The sequence below is a fragment of the Bacteroides sp. 44_46 genome (assembly GCF_001915465.1).
Classification (GTDB): Bacteria; Bacteroidota; Bacteroidia; order Bacteroidales; family Bacteroidaceae; genus Bacteroides; species Bacteroides clarus.
Window position 1 is genome coordinate 39,959 of sequence record NZ_MNQO01000019.1, and the last position, 15,323, is coordinate 55,281.

General features: G+C 46.6%; 7 protein-coding genes. 4 read left to right on the forward strand and 3 right to left on the reverse strand.

Going from position 1 to position 15,323, the window contains the following annotated elements:
* Nucleotides 1–98: 98 nt before the first annotated feature.
* The 3 genes from BHV73_RS11340 to pelA are packed head-to-tail and all read left to right on the forward strand — an operon-like array spanning nucleotide 99 to nucleotide 6,139.
* Nucleotides 99–3,308 (forward strand): SusC/RagA family TonB-linked outer membrane protein, encoded by a 3,210-nt coding sequence (locus tag BHV73_RS11340; protein WP_039951078.1) that lies wholly within the window; start codon nucleotides 99–101, stop codon nucleotides 3,306–3,308.
* A gap of 12 nt (nucleotides 3,309–3,320) precedes the next feature.
* The gene (locus tag BHV73_RS11345) at nucleotides 3,321–5,033 is read left to right on the forward strand and encodes a RagB/SusD family nutrient uptake outer membrane protein (protein WP_087412335.1); all 1,713 of its coding nucleotides are present in this window, start codon (nucleotides 3,321–3,323) and stop codon (nucleotides 5,031–5,033) included.
* An 11-nt stretch (nucleotides 5,034–5,044) separates the two neighbouring features.
* Complete coding sequence (gene pelA, locus BHV73_RS11350; protein WP_009123040.1) at nucleotides 5,045–6,139, forward strand: pectate lyase; 1,095 nt, start codon at nucleotides 5,045–5,047, stop codon at nucleotides 6,137–6,139.
* Between the two features lie 302 nt (nucleotides 6,140–6,441).
* Here pelA and BHV73_RS11355 read toward each other — a convergent pair whose 3' ends face one another.
* Nucleotides 6,442–10,920: a hybrid sensor histidine kinase/response regulator transcription factor gene (locus tag BHV73_RS11355; RefSeq protein ID WP_087412336.1), complete on the reverse strand. Its 4,479-nt coding sequence runs from the start codon at nucleotides 10,918–10,920 to the stop codon at nucleotides 6,442–6,444.
* 78 nt (nucleotides 10,921–10,998) lie between these two features.
* Here BHV73_RS11355 and BHV73_RS11360 point away from each other — a divergent pair, with 78 nt between their 5' ends.
* On the forward strand, nucleotides 10,999–12,162 hold the full coding sequence (locus tag BHV73_RS11360) for a dienelactone hydrolase family protein (RefSeq protein ID WP_087412337.1): 1,164 nt from the start codon (nucleotides 10,999–11,001) through the stop codon (nucleotides 12,160–12,162).
* 46 nt (nucleotides 12,163–12,208) lie between these two features.
* Here the strand turns inward: BHV73_RS11360 and BHV73_RS11365 are convergent, their stop codons facing one another.
* Complete coding sequence (locus BHV73_RS11365) at nucleotides 12,209–13,531, reverse strand: acetylxylan esterase (protein WP_087412338.1); 1,323 nt, start codon at nucleotides 13,529–13,531, stop codon at nucleotides 12,209–12,211.
* A gap of 19 nt (nucleotides 13,532–13,550) precedes the next feature.
* Nucleotides 13,551–15,317: a pectinesterase family protein gene (locus BHV73_RS11370; protein ID WP_087412339.1), complete on the reverse strand. Its 1,767-nt coding sequence runs from the start codon at nucleotides 15,315–15,317 to the stop codon at nucleotides 13,551–13,553.
* Nucleotides 15,318–15,323 lie beyond the last annotated feature (6 nt).

The window sequence follows — 15,323 nt, forward strand, 5'->3', positions numbered from 1 at the left end:
TCACAGAGTATCACATATTTTTGTGTTCGATAACGGATGAAACCATCTCATTACAGTTGTCAGCCTTACTATATTTAATAACTATAAAAAACAAACTTATGAATCTAAAAAGACTTGCCAAAAGGGCATTAGCTACTCTATCATTGAGTATGTTGTGTTTAGTCGCTTTTGCACAAGGTCACCAAATCTCAGGTACCGTAATCGACGGTACGGGTGAACCAATTATCGGTGCAAACGTATTGGAAGTGGGCACTACTAACGGTGTAATTACTGACATCGACGGTAATTTTAAACTTAGCGTACAGCCCAACGCAAAAATCCAGGTATCATTTATCGGTTATATCACACAGACCGTTACAGTGGGTAGCCAGAGCAATATCAAGGTAACGCTGAAAGAAGATGCGCAAGCATTGGATGAAGTGGTGGTTGTAGGTTACGGTGTACAGAAGAAGTCGGATGTGACCGGTTCTGTCGGAAGTGTAAACAGCGATAAGATTATGGCTAAAGGTACCACTTCCGTTATGGAATCCTTGCAAGGTTCGGTTGCGGGTGTGGACATTTCGCAAAGCTCAAGCCGTGCCGGTGAAGGATTCAACATCTCTATCCGCGGTAAGAGTTCTATGGCCGGCGGTGAACCACTGTACGTTATCGACGGAGTGGTGTGCGACAATATGAACTTCCTGAACCCTGCCGATATAGAAAAAATCGACATCCTGAAAGACGCTTCTTCTACCGCTATCTATGGTTCGCGCGCAACAAACGGTGTCGTGATGATTACAACCAAGCAAGCCGGAACGAGCATTAAGGACGAAGCTAAGGTTCAAGTAACTTACGACGGATATTACGGTTACAAAACCGTGGCCAACATGCCGGAATTCATGAGTGGCGACGAATGGACCAACTATCGTTTCCAGCGTTATACAACCCTGAAGTCCACAGACGAATTCGGACATCCTACTTATCAGATGAAAGATACGGATTGGAGCGCTTTCTGGGGAAATAACAGCGCCAAAATCAAAGATATTTATGCCACCAAAGGTTATTATGACTGGCCGGATTTGATAACCACGGACGGTCAGCAGCAAAACCATTACCTCAACATCGCCGGTAATACAAAGAATCTTTCTTACCGCGTCGGTTTGGGTTATCAGAAAGACGACGGTATCCTGCACGACTCCTATGAACGTTGGAATGTCAAGGCTGCGATAGACCACAAAATCAACGACCGTTTCTCTATCGGCGCGTTGGTAAACCTTTCTACCTCTCTGAAAGACTACGGCAGCAAGAATTCGGTTATTACCGGTTTCCGTGCAAATCCGTACTGGGTTCCTTACTATTGGGAAGGCGAAAATAAAGGAGAATTAATACTCCAGCCGGCCAAAGACGAAGTGATATTCCCCGATGGCGGCGGTTTCACCTCTACATTGAACCCATTGGTGGATAGAGCAAATTCCACTGACGAGACACGCAGTTACGATGTTATGGGTAACTTGTACTTACAGTACTCTCCTATCAAGGAAGTTATTCTGAAAACCACATTCTCTCCTACATACAACCGCAGCAAGCGAGGCGAATTCTATGGTGTGAATACAGACAGCCAGTTCTCTTCCAAGAACCCGAGCACGGGCGACCCTTACAATACGGCTACTATCACCAATGTTGATTATTTCACATATACCTGGGATACGCAAGCCAATTATACCAAGACATTCGGCGACCACAGTATCAACGCGTTGGCATTGTTCAGCGTATATAGCGCAACCAAAGAAGGGGATGCCATTACCGCCAACGATATGCCTTTCGATGTAGACTGGTATAATACAGGTTCTGCCGGCTTCCTGAGCAATGCAGACAGTTATTACGAGAAATTGACCATGCTCTCCTATGTGCTCCGCCTGAACTATGCTTATAAAGGACGTTATTTGGCAACCGTATCCAGCCGTTGGGACGGAAGCTCCAAATTCCAGAAAGATAACCGTTGGGGCGCTTTCCCGTCCATGGCATTGGCATGGCGTATCAGTGAAGAGGACTTTGCGAAAGAACTCTCATGGATCAGCAACCTGAAGTTAAGAGCAAGTATCGGTCTGACCGGTAACAACGCCAATGTGGGACCTTATGATACACAATCGCTGGCAGGAACCAAATATTGGTATAATTACGGTGGCGCACCGGCCTACGGATACGGCATCAACGGTATTACCAATACTTTGCTGACCTGGGAAAAGACAAGGGAAATCAACGTCGGTCTGGACTTCGGATTCCTCAACAATCGCATCAGCGGTAGCATCGACTGGTACAACAAGGTTTCAAGAGACTTGCTAATGGAACAATTAACGCCGCTGGAACTGGGTTCTTCAACAGGAGCCATGATGAACAACGTAGGTAAGGTAAAGAATACAGGTGTTGAAATCTCATTAAGCACAGTAAACGTACAGACCAAGGATTTCTACTGGAGCACTACTTTCTCTTTTGCCAAGAACAAAAACGAAATATTGGAATTGAACGGCGGCAAAGAAGACTTAGTAGCCAATAAATGGTTCATCGGCCAGCCTATCGACGTTATCTACGACTATGAATACGCCGGAGTTTGTACTGCCGAAGAGGCAAGGGCTTATGCCACAAACGACGCTATCAAGACTAAGTTCATCGAAGGTGAAATGAAGCTGAAAGACCAGCAGCAACCCGGTGAAGAGGGCTACGGAGTAATTGATGAAAACGACTTGGTTGTTTTAGGCCATGCATTACCGAAATGGACAGGTAGCGTTACCTCAAACATGACCTATAAGAACTTCGACTTCTCTTTCTCCATCTATACCAAACAAGGCGGTATGGTAGAAAGTCCGTTCATGGCCGAATTCACAAACTACAAAGACCGCGGACGTAACAAGTTGAAAATGGATTATTATATTCCCGCAGGCACTCCCGTGCTCAATGCCGACGGAAGCGGTTATACCTTAACTACGGAAGCTCACATGGGCGCATATCCTTATCCTACCAATACAGCCAACAACAACTATGGCGGCGGTATCGGTTGGGGTACCGACAAACAGACGACTTATGTAGGTAACTCTTACGTAGACAACTCTTTCGTGAAAATCAAGAACATCACTTTGGGTTACACATTCCCCAAAAGCTGGATGTCCAAGATTGGTGTAGACCATTTGCGTTTGTATGTCAATGTATTGAATCCGTTTACCTTTACAAGTTATAAGGGCTTTGATCCGGAATGGGCGGATGCCGCCTTAAATGACGGAACAGGCGGACCGAGTTCACGTACATACCAAGTTGGAGTCAATTTAAAATTTTAATACCTGATAACGATGAAAAAAGCAATATACATCGCAACCTGCCTGTTAGGACTTAGCATAAGCAGTTGCTCAGACTTTTTGGAACAAGATAACAGATCGGATGTTCCCTCAAATGAATTCTATAATACCAAAACCGGTTTCAACAGCCTGTTGAACAGTACATATTCTTCTTTAAGAAGCATCTACGGCGGAGCTCCCTGGGTATTCAGCGCAGGAACGGACTTGTTTGCCGGCGGTAAACAAGGTGTGGACGCCATCGGTCTGTATGGCTCGTCTTACAATTCCGCCGACAAAGACGTGCAAGAGTTTTATACCGAATGCTACAAAGGAATACAACTGGCGAATTCCGTTATATATTATGGCGAATCGACAGAAGATTCTTCTGTAAGACTGCAATATGTAGACGAAGCGCGTTTCTTGAGAGCTTACTATTATTACTTACTGGTACAGCACTTCGGCGGGGTAGCTTTAAACACAACAATGTTTGAATCCGCAGTAATGAACCATGCACGCGAGAGTGCCGAAAACGTTTATCAGTTCGTTATAGATGAGTTCGCCTACCTGTCGTCCGACGACTCACAACTGCTGGAACGTTCGGAAGCTACCGGAGACAACTTCGGACGCGCCAACAAACGCGCCGCCATGCATTTCCTCGCCAAAACTTACCTGGCAAGAGGTTATGAAACTTTTGCAGACAGCAACGACTTTACCAATGCAGCCCAATATGCCGAGAAAGCCATAAACGGAGAAAAACCGACCATCGCTTTCAGTGATGTGTTCAGCATCAACAATGAAGAAAACGATGAAATCTTCTGGTCTGTACAGTACAGCAGCGCTACGTTGGAAGACTTGAGCAAAGACGGTAATATGCAACAATCGGTATTCGGCGTATACTTAGGCGGTGCCGAAGAAAAGAACAAATACAACGCCGGTTACCTTGCGCCGACCGTTCATCTGCACAATCTCTTTACGAAAGGTGACAAGCGTTATGAAGGTACATTCATGCTGGAACTGCATAAATTCTACTATGATTATTACACTGCTCCGACAACCTCTCCAATTAAGTATTTCTATGCTCCCGGCTGGATGTCGGATGCTGACATCACTGCTTGGAAGAACGAAAATCCGACTCTGCGCCAGAATGCGACTGTCATCAAAATGAGTGAGATGAGCGAGGACAGAAAAGGCAATATGACAGCATACGCCGATAAGTGTACGGATGATTACGGAGTGGCTTGTATAAGAAAGTTCGACGACCCCACTTCCGCGTTTTCTATGACCGGCAGCACGCATGACATCATCTTAGCGCGTCTGGGAGAAACTTATCTGGTAGCCGCAGAAGCTTATGTAAAACTGAATCAGCCCGACAAGGCAAAGGTTAAGATTAACGAGCTGCGCGAACGTGCTACGGAAGCCGGATATGACCTCTCGGTACAGGAAAGTGATGTGACCGGAGAACAAGGCATCGACTTTATTCTGGACGAACGCGCGCGTGAGTTGGCAGGAGAATATCACCGTTGGATGGACTTGAAACGTACCGGACGCTTAATTCAATATGTTGCCAATGGCACTTATGACGGACAAGCATGTTTCGCATATAATCACGATAACATCAAAGTCAGTGACTTTGTGGGCAATGACGGCAATTACAAAATACTCCGCCCCATCCCATTGGATGCCATCAACCGTAATAAAGAAACTGTAAAACAGAATCCCGGATTTTAATAAATTGCACTATGATGAAATTAAAGATATTCCTGATAGGCATTTTATTTCCCGCCGCTGTCTTTGCACAGAAAGCGCCTTCTTTAGATGCTTTGCAGGACGGAATACACCATTGGAACCTACTGCACCCTGACCGTACCTATGCCCGCTATGCCGAAAAGGATTACGAGAAGATTGCCGACAATCTGATTGCATATCAAAATGAAGACGGCGGCTGGCTGAAAAACATGGACTGGGCAGGCGTACTGAACATAGATTCCATAAAAGCCGGCCTGAAAGACGGGCAGAAGCGGAGTACGCTTGACAACCGGAATACATTCTCGCAAATAGAGTATCTGGCGGATGTGTACACATTAACCAAGAAACAGAAATACAGAGCCGCCTCGGAAAAAGGTCTACGCTATCTGCTCTCCACACAAAAGGACAATGGCGGCTGGAGAGGTTGGGATGTAGATGCCGTTACTTTTAATGATGATGTTACCACCGGTACTTTGGAACTGTTCAGAAACATACTGCAAGGAGACTCCAGCTTTTTATGGCTGGACTCCGGTATGCTCAATGCAATACAGAAGTCATACGATAAGGGGCTTGCCGTAGTACTGAAAACACAATATGTACAGAATGGTGTTAAAACGGCATGGGCACAACAATATGACAACGAAACCCTTGTTCCCGTAAAAGCCAGGACTTTTGAGCTACCGGGATTAACGGCATGGGAAAGTACTGCAATCACCATCTTTCTCATGGGAATAAAGAATCCCTCGGAAGAGGTTATCCAGGCGATAGAAGCGGCGATAGCATGGTTCAATAACTCTAAAATAGAAGGTATCCGGATTGAACGCGTTCCATTGCAGGGAAAAGATATCATAAACCATGAATATCCTTACGACAACGTAGTGGTTAAAGATGAAACCGCTCCCGCTATCTGGAGCCGTTTTTATGAACTGTCTGACAACAGGCCGTTTATGGCTAAACGTTCCGGTGAGAAAGTATGGAAACTGTCTGACGTAAACGCGGAAAGGCGAACCGGATATGACTGGTACGGTTATTGGCCGGTAGAAGCCTTGAAGATGTACAAGGAATGGAAAAAACAATTCAAGCATTAAGAAGTTTCCGATAAACCGAAAGGAAAATAATGCTATTTAAATCGAAAGATATTAGATAGGCATTCTTTGCAAGGAAGAGGGACATCATTTGGATGATGTCCCTCTCGTTTTTACTCTTTTTCTTGTTCATCCTCTCCCCACAATTCCGTATCCGAAGGGGCTTTCTTCAGGCTCCAGGCTATTGCCGAGCCTATAACAAGCAGACTAATTAAATATATAATCATAGTTATGGTTTGGTTTCTAATTATTCAAAGAAAACATATTCAAACGGTTTATGTTCATTTTGAATACGAAATAGCGGTTTATCTCAGCGATTTATCCCGATACTCTGTCGGCGTCATGCCCATTTTCTGCTTGAAACATTTACTGAAATAGCGCGGGTCGTTGATACCGACCATATAGGATATTTGCGTCATGGAATACTCTCCGGTTTCTATCAGCTGGACTGCACGGTTGATGCGCATTTCCTTGATGAACTCGATAGGCGCCAAACCCGTCAGGGTTTTCAGCTTTTTGAAGAAAACAGAACGGCTGACGGCCAGTTCCCGAACAAAATCATCCACCACCAAGTCACCATTATCCATATTCTTCTCCATAAGCTCTACAAGCTTATCCATAAACTTACGGTCGTTGGGCGACATCACCGGAGCTTTATCCGCTTCGGGAACATCCGTTATATTCTCGTCATTCTGCTCTCCGGAGGCGGGAACGGGCGCTGCAACTCCTGCCGGCATCAAGTCCTGACGGTACAGAGCCTGCAACTTCTGCCGTTGGGCAAGCAGATTCTTTACACGCGCTTTCAGGTAGGTAGCGCTGAAAGGCTTGGTTATATAATCATCGGCACCGTATTCCAGTCCTTCCAGCTTACTTTCGATGGACGACTTCGCCGTAAGCAACACAATGGGAATATGACTGGTAGTCATATCGGCACGCAGTTCACGGGTCATGGCGATACCGTCTTTTTCCGGCATCATCACGTCACTGATAATAATATCCGGCAGGAACTTCAACGCTTTGTCCAGCCCCTCCACACCATTGGCAGCCTCTACAATGCGATACTCGGAAGCGAAGATACTGCGCAGGAAGATACGCAGTTCGGAATTATCTTCTACCAAAAGCATCAAGCCTTTGGATGTTTCCTCAGCCTCTTGCCCTTGCGGAGCCTCTTCTGCCGGCGGTTGCGGGGAAACGGTTTCTTCCGTACCCGCCATATTCTGCCGACGGATTTCCAGACCGGCCGTTGTATCATCCTGCATAAATTCCACCGCCTCGTCATAATGCTCCTTACCTTTCATAAAGTCTATCTTGAAGCAGCTTCCTTCGCCCAATTTACTGTCTACCGAAATCAGCGCCTTATGCATTTCCACCAGCTCCTTCACCAATGAAAGACCGATGCCCGTACTCGGATTGAACAAGTTACGGTCTACCAGATTCTCGAACCGGACAAAGATTGATTTCTTCTTATTCTCGGCAATACCGATGCCCTGGTCTTGCACGCCGATGGAAACCGTCTCCTCGTCCTCATGGATGAACAGCTTAATCATCTTTCCGTTCGGAGTATACTTGAAAGCATTGGAAAGCAGGTTGAAAATAATCTTTTCATACTTATCCGCATCTACCCACAGATAAAGCTCCGCCTTTTCCGTCTCAAACAAGAAGTCTATATGATGCTCCTCGGCCACAGAATCGAAGTTCTCCATAATCTTACGGGTAAAAGCCACCACATCGATGCGCTGCACCTGCATTTTCATCTTCTTGTTCTGAATCTTCCGGAAGTCGAGTATCTGATTGATAAGACGCAGCATGCGGTTCGTATTGCGTTCTACCACCTGTAACTGCTCGCGGGCATCCGCCGGTAATTGCGTATTCGCCAGCACGTACTCAACCGGACCGGAAATCAATGTCAAAGGAGTACGCAGTTCATGAGAAATATCCGTAAAGAAGCGCAGTTTCATGTTTGTCATTTGCTGCTCCACGGATACCTCATGTTTCAAGCGATAGATTGTAAACAGGATATAAACGGCTGTAACGATAATCAGCAATACGAACAAGACATACAGGAAATAGGCGAAAGGAGTTTCCCAGAAAGAAGGAAGCACCTCTATATCGAGCAAGCGCGTATTTTCCGTCCATATCCCTTCGGCATTGGTGGAGCGGACCTTAAACACATAATGGCCTTTGGGCAGGTTGGTATAGGTAGCCATCCGTTGCTTGCCTACGTAGTTCCACGCCTTTTCAAAGCCTTCCAGAATATAGGCGTACTGTATTTCCGAAGGTTCCGTATAGTCGAGCGCCGCAAACTGAATGGTGAAAATATTCTCCTTGTGAGAGAGCGTCAACTTGCGGGTATCGTCCAGGCTCTGTCGCAGTATCGAATTCGTACCCGGTATCACATCTTCATTTGATATCAACAGTTTAGAGAAGACAATCGGCGGGACGTAGCCGCTTTTCCGGGTGGAGTCCGGATTGAAAAGGAAAATGCCGTCGCTCGTTCCATACATGAGGTCTCCCCATGAGGTATAAAGCGATGCCGCCTCGCTGAAACGTACACGGAACGAGATACGCTCGTCAGCGTAATTCTCGAACCGTTCTTCTCCCGGGATAAACTTACTGATACCGTTCTCGGTGCTCATCCAGAGATTTCCCCCGTTATCCTCACGAATGGAAAGCAATATATCCGAAGGCAGGCCATCCTCAACGCAGTATGACCGGAACCTTGCATGGCCGTCCGCGTTTACAGACAGCAGTTTATTCAATCCCCCGCCAAAGGTGGCCAGATAGAGTTCTTTTTTACGGGTGGACAAAATCCAATGCACGTCATTGTTGCTCAAACTATACATATCGTCCTGCACACGCAGATAATGATGGAATACGGCATCTTCCGGATTTTTGAAACTACCGTTGACCATCAGCGCCCCGACAGTAGTGGCAATCCATATATTACCCTGATGGTCGCCGGTTATGAAGCGCACCTTATGGCATTTGTCGATAGGAAAGCCTTTCAGGTTGTTGCGGTGATTGACAAATATCTCCTTACCGTCCCGGTTGCGGGTCAGATAATTTATCCCGCCGCCGAAAGTGGCAACCCAGATACGACCTTTATCATCCTCGTAGACGCAATACACATTATCATCGCTCAAACTGTAAATATCATCTTTCCGATGTTGATAACGTGTCAGTTTATAGCGCATCTCTCCCTGAGGTTCCGCTTTTACCAAGCCCTCTCCTTTGGTGGCAATCCAAAGGTTGTGTCCGCTGTCTTGAAAAATAAAATAGACATTCCCTCTTAGCGGAGTTCCCGTACGGGATACGACACCGGTTTCCGTCAGGTATCCGTATTCTGTACGGTTCTTATCATAAACCCTTAGCTTGCCGTCTTTTAATCCCACCCAGAGATTGTGCCGCGCATCTTCACACAACGCACGTACCTCATTGCTCAACGACTCGTACCGATGAGGTTCGGGCGTTATCATGCTGAACAGAGACGGCTGGAAGGTAATCTTTTCCAATCCTTTGGAGTGGGTACACATCCACAGGTTACCCTGCCTGTCAGAAAAAGCCGAATGAATCTTATTGGAAAAACGCCAGTCGGCATCCGACAAACCGTTGTAGAAAGCTCGCAGGCTATTGCTCGCTCTGTCAAAACGCGAAAAGCCACCGCCATAGGGATGCACCCATACCGTACCGTAAATATCTTCGTGCACATGAAACGCCGGACGCGAACGGTCTGTGCTGGTAGGCTCCACACGTATCACTTCCGTTTTCAGGACCTTCGTTTTCGTATTGAAATGCGCGACGGTGCCCGGCACTTCCTGCTCAAACCATATTTCCGAGTACTTATCCACATAGATGGAACGTACCGGCGCTTTTGGCAAACGGGACGCCTCATAATGCTCGGTTGCTCCGGACGGTATGTTGTAAGTGAAGAATCCATCGGTTTCCGTCACAATCACAAGGTCGTGCTCATCGATGTTCTTTATCGCCACGATACGGGAAGTACCGGGTAGCTGCAATAAAAGGAATTGCCCGCCTTTCTTTTGATAACGCCATACACGTCCGTTATCCGAACCGAAAAAGATTTCATTTCCGCACTCCCGGGCAGTATAAAAGACTTGGCCGGACGTTTCTTCCTTATTGGCTGTTTCCACAAAATAAGAAACGAGTTCACGGCTGCCTTCGGCAAGCATCCCCAATCCGTTATTGGTCAGCATCCACTCGTTTCCGGCAAGGTCTTCATAAATATCATATACATGGGTGGCCGGAAACAAGCCCGATTTGTCAGAATACCACTCCGAGGTGAGACGATAGGTGGCCGGATCCGTTTTCACACGGATAGCCCCCTCATTCTCCGAAAGCAGCCATACAGAACCGCATGGCAACACCTTGACGGAAGCTATGACCGCTTTGCCGCCTTTCTCCTCCGTAGCGGGAACGCTTTCAAAGGTTTCGGAACGGGTATCAAAGCGATAGACTTGATTATCATACGTCTGCAACCAAAGGAAGCCGTATTTGTCTTCATACATATGGTCGGCGCGATTATTCGTCAGGTTAATCCGGTTATCGAACTTTGCCTTATAGGTTCTGAAAACATATCCGTTAAATTTATTAATGCCGTCCCATGTGGCAAACCACATATTCCCTTTCCTGTCCTGCAAAATACACATTACCGTATTCTGGGAAAGGCCTTCTTCGGATGAATAATGGGTAAACAGGCAGTCCGGCTGCGACTTAACCGGCAGTACGCATATCAAACCGACAATCAGATATAAGATTTTTCTCATAATATATTCATTCTGTGGCGTAAAGATACATATTTCGTTGAAAAATCTTGTATCTTTGTTTTTATTTTAAATATCGGCATGAGACTATTTGTTATTCTTTTTTCCTTTTTACTTTTCGCCAACCGGACTGTAAAAGCACAGACAGATACAATAAGCTACGGGGTGATAAAGAATATGCCCGCTTTTTACGAGCAACTGAAACAACAACTTACCTATCCCGAAGCATGGGGAAATTCCGCAACAAAAGACTTCGGAAAATGGAGAGCGGAAGCACGGAAAACGGTGATGGAATGTATGCAGAATCTGCCTCCCGCTCCCAAAGAGTACGATATGTCCGTTGTCGGAACGGAGCAACGGGCAGGATATGAAGCCCGCAAAATATGGTTCAATGTTTCGGAATGGTCTCGCATACCGGCCTATTTATTGGTTCCTGACGGAAAAGGGCCTTTTCCGGCCATAATAATGCTGCACGACCATGGAGCGCACTTTTCCATCGGCAAAGAGAAAATGGTGTGTCCTTTCGGTGTTTCACCGGAAATATCGGCCGATGCCGAAGACTGGGTGGTTCGTTGTTACGACGGGCAATATACAGGGGATTACTTTGCGCAAAACGGTTATGTGGTATTATCCATTGACGCCTTGTTTTGGGGAGAACGCGGACGAAAGGAAGGGATAAGTTATGACGGGCAACAGGCACTGGCTTCCAATTTTATGCAAATGGGGGCGTCCTGGGGAGCCTTTATCAATATAGATGATGTACGCAGCGCTGAATTTCTGGCTTCTCTGCCAATGGTGGATAAGGAAAAGGTCGGTTGCTTGGGATTCTCCATGGGAGCTTACCGTTCATGGATGTTGGCTGCGCTGACCGATTGTGTAAAGGCATCCGCTTCCATCTGCTGGATGAATACCACGGAACATCTGATGACGCTGACCAATAATCAGAACAAAGGCGGTTCGGCCTACTCCATGCTTATTCCAAATTTAAGGCGTTATCTGGATTACCCGCATACGGCAAGCATCGCGTGCCCCAAACCCTCTCTTTTCTTCAACGGAGCTAAAGACAAGTTATTCCCGGTGGCAGGGGTGAAAGATGCGTATCAAGCGATGAGGAAAGTATGGGAAAGCCGGCACGCCGGCGACAGGCTTGTCACTAAAATATGGGAAGAGAAGCACTTCTTTAACAAAGAGATGCAAAAGGAGGCGCTGGAGTTTTTTAATAAAGAAATGAGAAACAATGATTAACGGCTGGGAGTGTTCAAATACATTTTGACACACTCCCAACCGTTAATCACTGTTTCAGATGTTTCTTTATCCAGACCAAATGTCCATACTCCGTATCTTCGGATGTCCAATGTTCGTTAACGGGAGTAATAAGCGCTTCTTTGGGACAATCCAATACATTGTATATAATATAACAGGTAGTAGGCGGACAGGTATCATCGTTGTACCCCCAAGTCATGTAAGTAGGGATCTTTATCCGGCGGGCAAAGTTTACTACATCATAATAGGCCATTGTATTCAGCTTATCGGCAGTATCCATGCCGGCCACACGGAAGAAATGCGGATAACCGCCGGCTCTGCCAGCCTTATATCCTGCCATATCGCTTAAAGCCGGATGATTGGCAACGCATGCTGTCACACGGGTATCCAATCCGGCGGTAATCAGCGCCAAAGCGCCACCCTGGCTACCGCCTTGCACGATAACATTTCTGCCATCCCATTCCGGTAAGGAAGTCAGGAAATCAATACTGCGGACGCATGCCAGATACACACGCTTCATGTAATAATTGTCCTTGTTATCCAAGCCGTTGGACAGGTATCCGTTCTCTCTGCCGTTGAACGCATTGCTGATTTCCTTAAATTCGGCTTCGGGCATCTCCGGATTGAGTCCATGTATCTCTATCTCGAAACGGATGCAACCCTGCTCTGCATAGTATTTGTGGCGAAGAGGGGCTTTGATGGTTTTGATTCCTGCTCCCGGTGGGCAAAGCACTACCGGGCAGGCACCTTTCCGCATATTCTTGGGACAAGTCAAATAACCATAGATACTCTGTCCGCGGCCGTTAAGCCGGAGCTTAACCAAATAGCAATCTATCTCATCGGTGGAATACTTTTCAACCCGCTCTTTCGTATATGCCAAAGGGAAAGCCGCGGCTTCGGATTTATTCTTATCCCAAAACTCATCAAAATCGGCAGGTGTTTTCGTATAAGGTTGAAGCTTCTCGGGTGAGAAGCCTACCTTTACATGGTGCTTATAAGTCTTTCCGCCAATAGTGGCTTGCAGACGGCAATCCCGAAACCCGGGCTGCTTCATGGTACCGATAGTAACGACGGCCTTGCCGTTCTTCAATATAACGGAACCTTTTGTATCGGAAGGCATCATATCGTCTCCGAGTTCGTAATTGACTGTCACGCCGTCTTGCGGAATACCGTATTTGTAGAACTGCACCTCTACGGTAGCTTTCTCGCCTGTCCGATAGAGCCAATCGGCATGATTAGGAACGGTTACCCAAAGCACATCGCTCCTGTAAGGATAATTCTCTGCGGCGGCAGTCAATGCCATCCCCAGCAGCAGAGTGATAACTCCCAGAATTGTTTTATTCTTTACCATTTCAGACTTGTTTTATCAATCAACGTTTGATGTCTACCAGCGCATTACCGTTGGCAACCGGATTCCAACCGTCGCTACCGGCAAGAACTGTCTCAATTTCATATCCTTCCGTGTCTTTCAACTGATGAGAGAAAGCGGCACGGGATTTAGGATTGGCTCCCGGACCATAGCTGTCATATTCAGCATAGAAAACCGTTTTCTCGGCATCTTTCTTGTTCCAATTGTGCCAACCGGCGGGAAGAATATGCTTTCCTAAATCACAATGAATAAACACGGCCCGGGCAAAAGGACGCCACGGACGGGATAGATAAACGTTCTTCACGTCTGCATCCGCAGTCAGTTTGCAGTCATAGAATACATAGCCGTATTTCTGCCCTTCATCGGTAGAAGGAGCCGTGACATAACCATCGCGTTTACTATGGATATGGCAGCGATTGAATACCGCCGTAGACCAACCGAATATAAAATCGACCGTACCTTCTACATAACAGTCCTCATAATACTGCCGCATTCCTTTTCCGTAGGTGTAGAGCGTATCTTGAAAACCGAGGAAACGGCAGTTTTTAAAATAAGCGCGGTCGGCGCTGATAAAACAGGCAACCGCCTGTCCTACCGGACCGGATGTATTTTCAAATGTAATATTCTCCGCATAAAAGTCGGGTGCATAGATATAGCAGGAAGACGAACCGGACGTACCTTTATTTTCACCAAAAACGTTCGGCTTGCCGGCATAATCGTCGTATGATATGACAGCCCCTTCCTGGCCTATCAAGGAGACGTTAATCTTGCTTTCGGGCACAATCAGCTTTTCTTTGTATACGCCTTTACGCACCAGTATCGTGGTACGGACATTCTTGCGGAAATCGGGTACGGCATTGATAGCCTCCTGTACGGTAAAAAAGTCGCCGCTACCGTCTTGCGCTACCACGAAATCATAATGGCGAACATATTTTGCCAACTCAGGCACTTCCCGGGCAATGACATCTACCGTAATACCGGCAATGACACGTGCGCCGTATATGTTGAGATGAGTATTGTCTTCGCGCCCTTTAGGCATGGCGGAGATAGTATTGGCAGGTACCCACATGAAAAGCTTCTTCGATTCTTCCGGTCCCAGTCCCTCTACCAGGTCGTGGGTGAGCTTATTCATATCGATAAAAGGAACATTCAGTTCCTTCGCTACATTACGCGGAGAATCCAGATAGGCTCCATGCGTATCAATCAGTTTGTCTCCTTCCACCACGCTGTGTTTTTGAGAAGCATCCTGTTTGGCATCAGGGTTGATTCCTTTACGGATATCATCCTGAAGAATAGCTTCTGCTACGGCTTTATTGTCGGCTGTGCCGAAGTTACGGCGTACGATGGAATTGAACAAAACGGGGATGCCGCCTTTCGCACGGGTTTCATTAACGAACTTACGCAGGTTGGCATCGAAAGTTGTTCCCGGATCTGTATGGCGGTCTGCTCTCGGCTTCTCGTCATTATGTCCGAACTGGATAAACACATAATCGCCTTTCTTCATCTGTGAAAGAACTTTGTCCCAACGTCCCTCATCAATAAAACTCTTGGAACTGCGCCCGTTCATAGCATGATTATCCACCCGTATATCTTCTGAAAAGAAACCGGGCAATACATGCCCCCACCCTCTTTCAGGGTTACCGCCCGCCAACGACTTATTTGCCATTGTGGAATCACCAATCATAAATATCGTGATTACCGGCTTATCAGCCGTGAAAGCGGAACACAGAAAAAATGCTGCCAACAGCAGAATCAATTTATTTTTCATGGTTTT

Coding starts and splice junctions, on each gene's coding strand:
- BHV73_RS11340 (WP_039951078.1), top strand. CDS start 99: ATGAATCTAAAAAGACTTGCCAAAAGGGCATTAGCTACTCTATCATTG.
- BHV73_RS11345 (WP_087412335.1), top strand. CDS start 3,321: ATGAAAAAAGCAATATACATCGCAACCTGCCTGTTAGGACTTAGCATA.
- pelA (WP_009123040.1), top strand. CDS start 5,045: ATGATGAAATTAAAGATATTCCTGATAGGCATTTTATTTCCCGCCGCT.
- BHV73_RS11355 (WP_087412336.1), bottom strand. CDS start 10,920: ATGAGAAAAATCTTATATCTGATTGTCGGTTTGATATGCGTACTGCCG.
- BHV73_RS11360 (WP_087412337.1), top strand. CDS start 10,999: ATGAGACTATTTGTTATTCTTTTTTCCTTTTTACTTTTCGCCAACCGG.
- BHV73_RS11365 (WP_087412338.1), bottom strand. CDS start 13,531: ATGGTAAAGAATAAAACAATTCTGGGAGTTATCACTCTGCTGCTGGGG.
- BHV73_RS11370 (WP_087412339.1), bottom strand. CDS start 15,317: ATGAAAAATAAATTGATTCTGCTGTTGGCAGCATTTTTTCTGTGTTCC.